This window comes from Gilliamella sp. B2923, assembly GCF_026536565.1.
Lineage (GTDB): Bacteria > Pseudomonadota > Gammaproteobacteria > Enterobacterales > Orbaceae > Gilliamella.
Genome location: NZ_JAFNNZ010000010.1, coordinates 49,083 through 62,320, shown reverse-complemented (window position 1 = coordinate 62,320; position 13,238 = coordinate 49,083). Strand labels below are relative to the sequence as shown.

Below are 13,238 nucleotides of genomic sequence, written 5' to 3'. Positions count from 1 at the left end.
ATATGAGCAGTAACTATTATCATAATCCGATTATTTGCGCCGACTATTCTGATCCGGATATTATCCGAGTTGGCGATGACTTTTTTATGGTCGCATCAAGTTTTAATCATTTACCTGCGCTACCTGTTTTACATTCTAAGGATTTAATCAACTGGCAGATTATTAATCATGTTTTTTCGTCGTTTGAGTTTGGTGATTATGATCAGGTGCAGCCGGGTAAAGGCGTTTGGGCGCCGTCTATCACTTATCATGATGATAAGTTTTGGGTCTTTTTCAGCACTCCCGATGAAGGTATCTTTATGTGTCATAGCACCGATCCTTGGGGCGAATGGAGCAAACCGCATTGTGTTCAGCCAGCGCTAGGTTGGATTGACCCTTGCCCGTTTTGGGATGATGACGGGCGAGCATGGTTAGTACATGCCTTTGCCCAGAGCCGTTGTGGGCTAAAGCATCAATTACAACTGTTTGAGATGAAAACTGACGGTAGCGCATTAATCGGTGAAGGCAAAATCATTTATGACGGCACCGCCGATTTGCCTACGCTTGAAGGTCCCAAACTGTATAAAAGAAACGGTTGGTACTATATTTTTGCGCCAGCCGGCGGCGTCGAAACCGGTTGGCAAACGGTTTTACGATCCGATAAGCTAACCGGCAATTGGACAGCGCGAAATGTGCTTTTTCAAGGTAACACCCCCATTAATGGCCCACATCAAGGCGGTTGGGTGGAGTTAGCCAATTCGCAGTGCTGGTTTGTACACTTTCAAGATGCCAATGTATATGGGCGAATTGTGCACTTACAGCCAATGTATTGGGACGATGATAACTGGCCAAGGATCGGCCAAACGTTAGATGATCATGGTGCCGGACAACCAGTTTTATCTTACCCGAAACCGCTTGTTAATGGTGAGTCTACAGGCGATAAAATACAAACCAGTGATGATTTTGAGCAGGGAAAATTTGGCTTACAGTGGCAATGGCCAGCCAATCCACAACCACACTGGCTGGCTGATAGTGAGGCGGGATTGGTGTTAAATTGTTGCCCGTTACCGATACGTAATGGGCAAGAGACACTCTATTTTGCGCCAAATTTACTGTTACAAAAATTTGCGGCATTTCAGTTTTCAGCGCAAACAGAAATGACCTTTAACCCAACCCAATCGGGCGATTTTGCCGGAATGATTATTTATGGTGAACGCTATGCAGCTTTAGTTGTTTGTTATGATAACGGCGAATATCGTCTTATGTATCGTTATGGTTGGGTTAAAGATTCGGGTGTTGTTGATGAGTATCATCAGCCGATTGCAAAACTCGACTCCGCCTCCTGTCAACTTAAGGTAGAAGTCGGATTAAATGGTATCTGCCAATTTTACTATCGCCAATCGCAAGATAGTTGGATTGCACTGCCCCGTCAATTTGCCGCCGGTAAAGGTAAATGGGTTGGTGCTAAAATCGGTATGGTGGCAGCAACTGACGCTGGACAAAATATGGGCGGCAATTGCCATTTTAAATATTTCAGCGTGGTCGCTAAGTGATAAAAAAAACGCCCACGGTTGTCGTGGGCGGTTTAGATTGTTTGTTATAGGCTTTTAATCGCTAGGTATTGCGCTTGCAAATAAGATTGCACTACCCCGTCAATTTGCCTCGGTAAAGGGAAATGGGGTGGTGCTAAAATCGATATGGTAGCAGCAACTGACGCTGGGCAAACCACAGGCGGTAATTGTCATTTTAAATATTTTAGCGTGGTCGCTAAGTGATAAAAAAACGCCCACGGTTATCGTGGGCGGTTTAGATTGTTTGTTATAGGCTTTTAATCGCTTGGTATTGCTCTTGCAATTTAGCTTTATCATTAATATAGCCTTGTTGTTTTTCTTTCTCTTTCGCCACAACAGCCGCTGGCGCTTTATCGACAAAACTGCTATTGCTAAGTTTTCCGTCGATACGAGCAATTTCGTTATCGATGCGTGCCATCTCTTTTTCCAGTCGAGCTAATTCATCTTCTTTGTTAATTAACCCAGCCATTGGAATAAGTAGTTCAGCACCGTCAACTAACTTAGTGACCGATAATGGCCCGGTTTCACCTTCATCTAACAGCACAATTTCTGCTAATCTTGCCAGCGATTCAATAAAGGTTATATTATCACTGATAATACGATGAACAGCAGGTGAAGCTTGGCGAATCAATAATTGTAATGGTTTGCTCGGTGCAATATTCATTTCAGCTCGAATATTACGCACGGCAATCACCGCCTCTTTGATCCAGTTAATATCGGCAACAGCTTGATCGTCAATATGTTTACTATCAAAAGTCGGCATCGGTTGTAACATAATAGTATCAGCCTTGATACGCATTAGTGGTTTAACACTTTGCCAAATTGCTTCAGTAATAAATGGAATAATTGGATGTGCTAAGCGTAACAATGCTTCCAGTACCGTCACTAAAGTATGACGAGCGGCACGTTGTTCAGATTGTTCACCATTTGCCAGTACTGATTTGGTTAACTCTAGATACCAGTCACAGAACTGATTCCAAGTAAATTCATATAAAATATTAGCGGCTAAATCAAATCGATAATTATCGAACGCTTCTCGATAGGTTTTCACGGTATGATTAAATTCAGCTAATATCCATTTATCGGCTAATGAATAGCCTAAATCACCACCAGTAAAGCCACAATCGTGATCTTGCGTGTTCATAAGTACATAACGGCTGGCATTCCAAAGTTTATTACAGAAGTTGCGGTAACCTTCCAAACGTTTGAGATCCCAATTGATATCACGTCCGGTTGAGGCAAGTGCCGCTAAGGTGAAGCGTAATGCATCGGTACCGTGCGCTTCAATGCCGTTAGGGAACTGTTTTTCAGTACGTTTGGCAATTTTTTCCGCCAGTTGTGGTTGCATCATATTGCCGGTACGTTTTTCCAGTAAATCAGCAAGTGAGATGCCGTCAATCATGTCTAAAGGATCGATAACATTCCCTTTAGATTTCGACATTTTTTGCCCTTCTTCATCACGAATTAAGCCAGTAACATAGACTGTTTTAAACGGAATCTGCGGCTTACCGTCTTTATCTTTGATAAAGTGCATGGTCATCATAATCATTCTAGCGACCCAGAAGAAGATGATATCAAAACCGGTTACCAGTACATTGGTTGGGTGGAAAGTTGCCAAATCATCGGTATTTTCCGGCCAACCCAATGTAGAGAAAGTCCAAAGTGCAGATGAGAACCAGGTATCAAGCACATCTTCATCTTGTGATAACACCACATCATCGGCGATATTGTTTTCCCGACGGACTTCGGCTTCGTCTCGTCCAACATAGACATTGCCTTGCGCATCATACCACGCCGGAATACGGTGACCCCACCATAATTGGCGTGAAATACACCAATCTTGAATATCATTCATCCACGAGAAGTACATGTTCTCGTACTGTTTTGGCACAAATTGGATATCGCCATTTTTAACGGCATCAATAGCAGGCTCGGCCAATACTTTCGCTCGCACATACCATTGGTCAGTTAACATTGGCTCAATCACCACGCCGCCACGATCACCATACGGTATGGTTAAATCATGTGGTTCAATCTTTTCTAAAATGCCTTGCGCTTCACAGGCGGCAACAACCGCTTTACGGGCAGCAAATCGTTCTAAATTTTGCAATTCAGTCGGAATATCTCCCCCATAAACATCACTCGGTTCGCCGTTTGTGTCAAACACTTCGGCTTGTGAGCGGATCTCACCGTCAAAGGTGAAGATGTTGATCATCGGTAATTGATGACGGCGACCAACTTCGTAATCATTAAAGTCATGTGCCGGAGTAATTTTTACGCAACCGGTGCCTTTTGTCATGTCGGCATGTTCATCACCAATAATCGGAATACGACGATTAACCAAAGGTAAAATAACAAATTTGCCGATCAGATCTTGATAGCGAGGATCAGCCGGATTGACCGCTACCCCGGTATCACCTAATAATGTTTCCGGACGCGTTGTGGCGACAACTAAATAATCTTTACCGTCAGCCGTTTTGGCGCCGTCAGCAAGTGGATAACGTAAATGCCACATTGAGCCTTTTACTTCACGATTTTCAACTTCTAAATCAGAAATCGCGGTGCGTAATTTTGGATCCCAGTTGACCAAACGTTTACCACGGTAGATCAAATCTTCCTGATAAAGTCTAACAAATACCTCTTTTACCGCATTTGATAGCCCTTCGTCCATAGTGAAGCGCTCACGATCCCAATCCACCGAATCGCCTAAACGACGCATCTGTTTGGTAATGCTACCGCCTGATTGCGCTTTCCACTCCCAGATTTTTTCGATAAACATTTCACGACCATAATCGTGACGGGTTTTGCCCTCTTCGGCAGCAATTTTACGTTCAACCACCATTTGCGTTGCAATACCGGCATGGTCGGTACCCGATTGCCATAACGTATTGTTACCTTGCATACGATGATAACGTATTAATGCATCCATAATGGTTTGTTGGAATGCGTGCCCCATGTGTAAACTTCCGGTCACATTCGGCGGTGGGATAGCGATGCAGTAGCTTGGCTGTGATTTGTCGCCATTAGGCTTAAAATAGCCACTTTGTTCCCAATGTTGATAAATTGGTTGTTCGATTTCTTGTGGATTATAAGTTGTATTTTTCATAATAAATGCATAAATCCTGATTCAAGGCATAAAAATGCTATCTATTCTACAGTAAAATAGCCAAACAATAAATTGGCTAAGTGAGAAACTCGTTGATTAAATCTCTTGTCAATTTCGCTTTTATTGGAATGATTGACATTAAAAAACCGCTGTGTCATAAGCGGCCTTTTATACAGTTAAGTTTCGATATGTTAGAAGCTAACTGGGTTGATAGATAAAATTATCAATTAATCGTGTTTTACCAATATAAACGGCAAGTGCACATAAGCTATCTTGCTTAAGTGAATCAATTGCATTGAATGATGCCATATCGACAAATTCGATATAATCAATTTTAGCAAGCGGCTCAGCGTTAATTATTGCTTGCATAGCACCGGCAATGACATCAACCGATCTTTCACCCTGTGCAATCATTTCGCCAGCGCATTGAATGGCTCGATAAAGGCAAGTTGCCGCTTCTCTTTCAGTTGCAGATAAATAGCTATTGCGTGAACTTTTTGCCAGTCCGTCTGCTTCTCGCACAATCGGGCAACCAATAATTTCAATATCGACGTTAAGATCGCAAACCATTCGTTTAATCACAGCAAGCTGCTGAGCATCTTTTTGTCCAAAATAGGCTCGATCCGGTTGGGTGATGTTAAATAATTTAGTGACCACCGTGCAGACACCTTTAAAATGTCCCGGTCGCTTTTTACCACATAACGCTTCTGTTAGCCCATTAACATCGACATAACTGTTAAAGTGAGCCTCGTACATTTCGCTGGCTGTTGGGCAAAAGATAAGATCGACTCCCATTTGCTGGCAGGCAATTTTATCTCGCTCAAGATCACGAGGGTAACTTGCCAAATCCTCGTTAGGGGCAAACTGGATGGGATTAACAAAAATGGTCACAATCACTTTTTGATTCTGCTCTTTGGCCGCCGCCATTAAACTTTGGTGCCCTTCATGCAAAAAGCCCATAGTGGGAACTAAACCAATACTTGCGCCGGACTGTCGCCAAGCTTTAACTTGCTGGCGAACTTGATCAATTGAGGTCACAACTTTCACGGTATTATCCTTGATGACTGATGAAAAATTCAGATTTAATTTTTGCCATTACATCGCTATCGATAGCAAATTCATGATTAGCAGACGGAAACTGTTGCTGCTTCACTTCTGCGCAATAATCTTTAAAAGCCTGCTTCATTTGCTCGCCAATTGGCGCAAATGATTTTACAAATTTAGACGATACACCTGCATACATCGACAACATATCTTGATAGACTAAAACCTGTCCGTCACAACCAACACCGGCACCAATGCCAATAGTTGGAATGCTAACCAGTTCAGATATCAGTTTTGCCAACTCCGCCGGCACACATTCGAGTAAAATAGCCGCCGCACCTGCTTGCTCAACCGCCAATGCATCAAGCACTATCTTTTTAGCGTCGTTATAGTCTTTGCCTTGAACTTTATATCCGCCTAATGCCAGTACCGATTGTGGCATCAAGCCAATATGCGCAATGACCGGAATCGATGCTTGTGTAATCAATTGAATATGTTCACAAAACGCCTGCCCGCCTTCAAGCTTGACCGCTTGTGCTTGACCTTCTTGGATTAAACGACCGGCATTATACACCGCATCATAGGCCGAAGTATGGTAGGACATAAAAGGCAGATCAGTCACAACAAAAGCCGTTTTAGCCGCTCTGGCAACCGCTTTGGAGTGGTGAATCATATCTTCCATTGTCACCGATACGGTACTTTGGTAACCCAGCATCACCATTCCCAATGAGTCACCAACCAATAAACAGTCAACGCCACTCTCATCCATTAATCTAGCGGTGGTGTAATCATAGGCGGTTAACATCGTGATTTTTTCTTGATTCAGTTTTCGTTGTTGTAGAGTGAGAATTGTGTTTTTCAAAGTTACAGCTCCAGTTCTAATTGTTTGTAGTCCCTGTTTGGATGTTTTTTTCGACTGATATTAAGCAATATGGTCGATAGTTGCTGGTAAATAGGCTTAAGCTCATCGGGCATGGCCATTATATGTTGTTTAATTGTTTCAACATCGCCACGTTCAACCGGCCCGGTCAACGCATCAATGATACCCGCCCGGCAAGCATTATTGGCATTGCCTAAAAATAGTGGATGCCACGCCTGTTCACTAAACTCTTGATCCAATCCACACTGCTCGTTGAGCAGATCAACACCAATTTGCACCAAAGCCAAAACTTGATTGCTTAGCATGACACAAGCGGCATGGTAAAGCGGCTTTTTAATGGCTGGCAAAATGGCGATAGGGTTGGGGAGTTTTGCAAAAAATTCAGTTAAGGCTGGAATGATATCGGCATTGGCTTCCAGCGTGAAAGACACATTAACCATATCAGAAAAACAATCAAAGCGATCGTAAATTGCATAGAGTGGATGTAATGAAAAAGCGAAAGGATGAACAACTTTATTTTGGCTAAAGATATGAGACGTTAACAGCCCGCTACAATGGCCAATCCATTTATTGCCAATTGGCAGTTGACACAAATCATACCAAACTTCGGCAATTTGACTATCTGAGACGGTGACCAACAAACAATCACACTTAGCAACTATCTCAGCTAGCGTTAAAAATGCATGACTTTGGGTAAATTCGCTTGCTTGTTTTGCATGCTCATACGAGCGGCTATAAAATCCTGCGACTTCGATTCCACAAGAACTAAAATACTTCCCTAAGGTGCAACCAACCTTCCCAGCACCAATAAAACCAACGATCATAACAGATACAAATAGTTAAAAATTAACGCATTATAGCGTAATTTGCTGTTTATTCAATTGAATTAGTTTTATATAAACAATATCACAGCATAACAAAGGCTAGCGTTTAAAAAGTGATAAAGGTGTTTATCAAGAAGTTTCAGAAAATATATACGTTTCAGTATAAAACAGTGTTGATTATAGTAAATCTATTAAAAATTTATCTGATTACCCTACCTTAATGGCAACATATTCTTGTCAAAAACTTTCAGAAAATGCATACGTTTTAGTATAAAACTGTTTTAATTACTGTAAATGTCTAAAAAAATCTATCTCACTACCCTATAGAAACGGCAGCGGATTCTTGCCAAGAAGTTTCAGAAAATATATACGTTTTAGTATAAAACGGTGTTGATTATAATAAATCTATTAAAAATCTATCTGATTACCCTACATTAATGACAACAAATTCTTGTCAAAAACTTTCAGAAAATGCATACGTTTAAGTAGAAAACTCTTTGAATTATAGTAAATCTATTAAAAATCTAGCTTACTTCCTTACATAAACGACAACATATTCTTGTCAAAAACTTTCAGAAAACACATACGTTTCAGTATAAAACTGATTTTTAATTGTGTTTAGAATTCGACTGTTATTTTACAAAATTAAAAATACAACTTTACGCCTTAATAAAGTTTGCATAATTAGGTAGTCAAACATGCTAAAAGCGATGGCGGGATAAGCGTTGGTATATAGACTTTTTACAAAAAGCAAAGCGGGAGAAATACAAATTCAATAAGGCTGAGTTTGTGAGAAGATTAATCGTTATACCAAGAAAACAGACTGTTAAATTATCTATAAAAAAACCTTATAACAAAAATTGCTATAAGGTTTTTTCTCAACAACGATAATTACCAAGCCACACAACTGCTTAAGAAATTACCATAATCATCGTTTCTGAAACCAACAACGCCGGTTCCTGATTCAACTACGTAATGATTTTCGGGACTATGGACGGTCGCAGCCCAATAATAAGCGTCACCATAATCACTATCATAAACTATCCAATCACTATCCGGATAATATTCCCTGGTTACCTTACCCCATTCAGAGAATAAACCACCCATCCATTCGGTAGTCGCACTGTTTCGGTAGCTAATCTTCCTACGGTAAATTTCACCAACCCCTGGTACACCTTCTTCCCAGTTAATTTGGTTACCGGATGAGTCGACGGTACGATTAGAGTTTGTAAAATCCCATACTGCCGGTAGATTGTATGTACCACTTAAGGTGTTACAACGATCAGAACTTTCAGCCCAATTTCTGGAAGGACCATCCGGGAAGGCGATCATCCAGCGCTGGATAAAAAATGAATAAAATGCATTAGTTTTGTTGCGATCGGCGTACAATTTAAAAACTGAAGGTACAAATTTACCGCCATTGGTTGCAGCTGAAGGTCCTTTTAAGGTCACTCGCAATTTTCCGTTATGCTCACTTAAGACTAAATGTACCCCAGTTCCGCCAAGAGATGAAACGTTAGTACCGTTGATATCAATAACTTCAGCAACACTTAAGCCGGCAAGTTTAAGGTCGAAAAATAAGTTGTTAGATCCAATCGTAGGAAAATTGTTTCCCGGATTATTGGTATCATTCATCGTAAAGCCCTTACCTCTAACCCAAGTGTTATCTACATCACCTTCATTGTTAAGATTCGGTTGTGCATAACAAAATTTAACCACAGAAGGGACTTTAGGGTACATATAATAAGCGTGTTGTTCGCCGATAAAAGAACTTTGGTTAGGAATACCATATTGTGTGCTGATCGTGCCATTGTCAGAAGATACCAATAACTTCAAAGGTGCATCACAAGGCTCTAATACAGCATTTTCATTATTTTTAACAAAATTTGTAAGATCGTTACCGTCACCGTCAGTCCAGTTTACCTGTAAATCGCCGGTTATTACCGGGTTATAATCGCCGTCATCATCACCCCAAAAATTGGCATTAAGGATGACATCTTGAATAGGTAGTCGAGGGTAATTCGCGTTTTGTGAAGGCAATGTGACGATAGTTTTTATATCGGAGAACTTGACATTTTCGTTATCAAATTTTATCGGATTTGCTGCCGTTGAGGTATCAGAATGGGCAGTGATTTCTTCGCCATTTGGTAATGTGATTGACAACAAAGGGGATAGATACTCCGTTTTGGTTTGTCCATTATCAAATGTTACATAAGGGGCGTAACCTTCGATACTTCGTAAGGTGGATATCGAGATTGACGTAGCTGGATTGGATAAAGCAAGCAAGCCTAAAGTTAAGAGTAATGTCTTTTTCTTATGAAGAAGACAATTGCATTTCAACATATTTTAGTCCTTTTAGTTATAATTTATTATTATTTGTTATTATTGATTTTTTTTATTGTTTTTTGATCTTTCCTGACCTTTTCGGCAAGTATAAATTAAACATATTCGTTAATCAATAAGTTATACCTATCGTAATAGTCAGGAAAAATTGATCTAAGGTATCTTTCGAACAAAATCTGGAGGATTTGGATTTAACGCAACAGTGATGAAGAGATACTACATAAATATTGCGGGTATAATCGTCTCAACTACTCGAATTCCTAAACTTTTTTACCGATATACTTAGCAATACTAGCTAATTAAGATCGGAATAGTTTTAAGATTAAAACCTGCTTGTTTATAGGTTTTATACCTTTCCCGGGCTAACACTTTCAAGTGTTCATCTACCGGCACAAAGTCAATCACATCTCGGTATACGCCGGAAAATTCCGGGAACTGTTCTTGCAGATTGATCAGTATCTGCCGACTACCGCTACTACGTCTTTGCGGCCAACAAATTTCAACCGGTGAACCGCCTCTCATGCCTTCACCGGCTAAATTGTGCGGCACAAAATGTTGCGTATCTTGTTGCCACAGGTATTCATCTATGCGTTCAGCTTGCGCTTGATCTTGACAGGCTACCAGTATCCGTTGCTTTGTTTGCCAAGCTTCGGTAATTTTTTGACAAGCCAATTTTTCATGAAACAAAACACTCGCCTCATCCGCCGGTACCTTGTTTTCTAAGAGATAAAATATGACTTTTTTCATAAACCCCTAACTTTATATTATTGCGCTAATAGATATTCGATTAACATCGCCACCGGTCTACCGGTTGCACCTTTGTTGGCGCCTGACTGCCAAGCAGTACCGGCGATATCTAAGTGTGCCCATTGATATTTTTCGGTAAAGCGAGATAAAAAACATGCAGCCGTTATTGTGCCACCGTCACGCCCACCGGCATTAACTATATCGGCGCAAGTGGAGTTTATCTGATCTTGAAAATCATCGTCAATAGGTAACGCCCATGCTTTATCTCCTGCGCTGTTTGATGCGGTTATTAATTGTTCAACTAATTTATCATTATTGCCCATTACGCCGGTATAGTGATGACCTAAAGCCACAATACAAGCGCCAGTTAAGGTGGCAATATCAATAACCGTTTTAGGTTGATAACGATCAACGTAGGTTAAGGCATCGCATAACACTAAACGGCCTTCCGCATCGGTATTGATAACTTCAACGGTGATGCCGGACATCGTGGTTAAGATATCACCTGGTCGATAAGCATTGCCGTCCGGCATGTTTTCGCATCCTGCCATAATACCAACCACATTTATCGGTAAGTTTAATTGAGCAACAGCCTGCATAACTCCATAAACGGTTGCCGCACCGCACATGTCATATTTCATCTCATCCATACCGGCTGACGGTTTAATCGAAATGCCGCCCGAATCAAAAGTTAAACCTTTACCGACTAAGACATAAGGCTGTGCTTTTTTATCTTTAGCGCCATGATACTCAATAACGGTCATGATTGATTCGTTTTGTGAACCACGCCCTACCGCTAAATAAGCATTCATATTTAATTTAGCCAGCTCTTTTTCACCTAAACAAGTGACTTTTAACGAAGCATGCTGCTTACCGAGTTTTTTACCTTGTTCTGCTAAGTAGCTGGCATTACAAACATTAGACGGCATATTGGCAATCGTTTTAGTTGCACTAATGGCTTGCGCAATAATGTTACCTTGTGATAAGGCATCGTTTGCCTGTTTAACCAGTTTTTTATCGCCACAAAGTAAAGTGATTTTGGTTAAACTTGCTAATGGTGATTTTTTTGATTTGTAGTCATCAAAGCGATAAGTTAATTGAGCAACAATTTGGGGTAACTGTTTAGCGATCTGTAATGTGATTGATGAATTAATGTTTAAGATATCCCAGCTGATCTCTTTTACTTTTTTCGCTAATAGTTCTTTAACCGCTGCTTGAATAACTTTTTTCGATTGCTTTAAATCAAACGCTTTTAATTTGCCACAACCGACAAAAAGCAGTTTTTGTTTTAATTGAGTTGAGCAGGAATATAAAAAGGTTGTGTGCCCTATTTCGCCACTAATTTCACCTGACTTAATCATTTGGCTAATTAAGCCGTTGGTTGCGAGGTCTAATTCTTTTACTGAATCTATTTGATTTTTATCTAGAAATATTGGCAGCACTAAACATTCGGATTTTTGTTTTGTGATAGTTGCGCTGTTTTTTATTTGAAATTCCATTAGCTTTCTCTTTAGTGTTTGATTTAAAGTGAATGATAACATTTTATCGGTTCATAAAGCGATAGCAACAAAAAGATAACGAAACCTTGCAAATCAGATTATAATAGCCAAATTTGGTTGAACTAGTAGATAGGTAAAATGTGATTATTCGTCGATATTTAGTAAGAGAAACATTGAAAACGCAAGGTGCAATACTCTTTATATTATTGCTGATCTTTTTTTCTCAAAAATTAATCAGAATTTTATCCAGCGCCATTGATGGAAATATTCCACGTGATTTAATCATGCCTTTATTAGTGTTAGGCATTTCCAATATGGCTGATCTTATTTTACCGCTTAGCCTGTTTCTCGGTGTGCTTGTGACTTTCGGCCGATTATATGCAGATAGTGAAATGGTTGCAATGCACGCTTGTGGCGTAAAAAAATCGATCAACTATCAAGTTGTGTTCTTTCTTTGCATTTTAACCTGTGGCTTAACTGCCCTCAATAGTTTGTGCTTTGGTCCTTGGTCGAGTTCAAAGCAAGATCAGTTAGTTGAAAATGCGAAAATTAATCCTAGTTTAGCCGGTTTGTTAGCCGGTCAATTCCAGCAAACCCCGGACGGTAATTCGGTTATCTATATTGGTAATGTGAACAATAATAATTTAGACAATGTCTTTATTGCGCAAATTAATCCTAAAAACAATCAACGTCCGTCAATTATTATTGCCAATAAAGGTAAAACCGGGCAAGATGAGCAAGGCAATCAAATTATTACCCTACAAGATGCTAATCGCTATGAAGGCACCGCTCAATTAAAAGATTTTCGTATTTCAAACTTCCATAACTATTTAGGCATCATCAAACCTAAAGAGTTAGATATGAATAATGAGGATGAAAAGATCGACGTGCAACAGTTGAGTATGACTGAACTGTATCACAGCAATACCGCGAAAGCTAACGCTGAGTTTTATTGGCGATTAACCCTTATTATTTCTGTACCGCTTATGGCCTTCATGGTGATTCCGTTAAGTGTCTCAAGTCCACGGCAAGGGCGATTGGCGCAAATATTGCCGGCATTGTTGCTCTATTTAATCTATTTTCTTTTAGCCAGTTCATTTAAAGCTAACGCCGGCAAAGAGCGGCTCGATCCGGCATTTTGGTTTTATGTTATCAATTTAGGCTATCTGGTTATTGCCTTAATTTTGAATTGTTGGGATAACTTATTTATGCGTAAACTTCGTTTAAAATATATTGCATCGTAAA

Annotated in this window: 9 protein-coding genes; 2 read left to right on the top strand and 7 right to left on the bottom strand. The window is 40.2% G+C overall.

Features of this window, described 5'->3' with window-relative positions:
* Positions 1 to 2: 2 nt before the first annotated feature.
* Positions 3 to 1,532 carry a glycoside hydrolase 43 family protein gene (locus J3U42_RS10410; protein ID WP_267336408.1) on the top strand — a complete coding sequence of 510 codons (1,530 nt, stop codon included), beginning with the start codon at positions 3 to 5 and terminating at the stop codon, positions 1,530 to 1,532.
* 265 nt (positions 1,533 to 1,797) lie between these two features.
* Here the strand turns inward: J3U42_RS10410 and J3U42_RS10405 are convergent, their stop codons facing one another.
* From J3U42_RS10405 to J3U42_RS10375, 7 genes are all read right to left on the bottom strand, one after another.
* Positions 1,798 to 4,656 (bottom strand): valine--tRNA ligase, encoded by a 2,859-nt coding sequence (locus J3U42_RS10405; protein ID WP_267336407.1) that lies wholly within the window; start codon positions 4,654 to 4,656, stop codon positions 1,798 to 1,800.
* A 198-nt stretch (positions 4,657 to 4,854) separates the two neighbouring features.
* A complete protein-coding gene (panC, locus tag J3U42_RS10400) occupies positions 4,855 to 5,703 on the bottom strand; it encodes a pantoate--beta-alanine ligase (RefSeq protein WP_267336406.1) in 849 nt (282 codons plus the stop codon).
* 4 nt (positions 5,704 to 5,707) lie between these two features.
* Positions 5,708 to 6,562, bottom strand: a complete 855-nt coding sequence (gene panB / locus J3U42_RS10395) for a 3-methyl-2-oxobutanoate hydroxymethyltransferase (protein ID WP_267336405.1) — start codon at positions 6,560 to 6,562, stop codon at positions 5,708 to 5,710.
* Between the two features lie 2 nt (positions 6,563 to 6,564).
* Complete coding sequence (locus J3U42_RS10390) at positions 6,565 to 7,404, bottom strand: Rossmann-like and DUF2520 domain-containing protein (RefSeq protein WP_267336404.1); 840 nt, start codon at positions 7,402 to 7,404, stop codon at positions 6,565 to 6,567.
* Positions 7,405 to 8,295: 891 nt separating this feature from the next.
* The gene (locus tag J3U42_RS10385) at positions 8,296 to 9,747 is read right to left on the bottom strand and encodes a hypothetical protein (RefSeq protein WP_267328516.1); all 1,452 of its coding nucleotides are present in this window, start codon (positions 9,745 to 9,747) and stop codon (positions 8,296 to 8,298) included.
* A 291-nt stretch (positions 9,748 to 10,038) separates the two neighbouring features.
* Entirely contained in the window at positions 10,039 to 10,494 is a 456-nt protein-coding gene (locus J3U42_RS10380; protein WP_267336403.1) for a DNA polymerase III subunit chi, read from the bottom strand.
* Between the two features lie 17 nt (positions 10,495 to 10,511).
* Positions 10,512 to 11,993, bottom strand: coding sequence for a leucyl aminopeptidase (locus J3U42_RS10375; protein ID WP_267336402.1), 1,482 nt, complete (start codon positions 11,991 to 11,993; stop codon positions 10,512 to 10,514).
* Positions 11,994 to 12,133: 140 nt separating this feature from the next.
* On the opposite strand from J3U42_RS10375, the gene lptF reads away from it, so the two are divergent.
* Positions 12,134 to 13,237, top strand: coding sequence for an LPS export ABC transporter permease LptF (gene lptF / locus J3U42_RS10370; protein ID WP_220219465.1), 1,104 nt, complete (start codon positions 12,134 to 12,136; stop codon positions 13,235 to 13,237).
* Position 13,238 lies beyond the last annotated feature (1 nt).

Excerpts from the sequence above, each read along its gene's own strand:
- J3U42_RS10380 (WP_267336403.1), bottom strand. The coding sequence starts at position 10,494 with ATGAAAAAAGTCATATTTTATCTCTTAGAAAACAAGGTACCGGCGGAT.
- J3U42_RS10385 (WP_267328516.1), bottom strand. The coding sequence starts at position 9,747 with ATGTTGAAATGCAATTGTCTTCTTCATAAGAAAAAGACATTACTCTTA.
- J3U42_RS10390 (WP_267336404.1), bottom strand. The coding sequence starts at position 7,404 with ATGATCGTTGGTTTTATTGGTGCTGGGAAGGTTGGTTGCACCTTAGGG.
- J3U42_RS10410 (WP_267336408.1), top strand. The coding sequence starts at position 3 with ATGAGCAGTAACTATTATCATAATCCGATTATTTGCGCCGACTATTCT.
- J3U42_RS10375 (WP_267336402.1), bottom strand. The coding sequence starts at position 11,993 with ATGGAATTTCAAATAAAAAACAGCGCAACTATCACAAAACAAAAATCC.
- J3U42_RS10405 (WP_267336407.1), bottom strand. The coding sequence starts at position 4,656 with ATGAAAAATACAACTTATAATCCACAAGAAATCGAACAACCAATTTAT.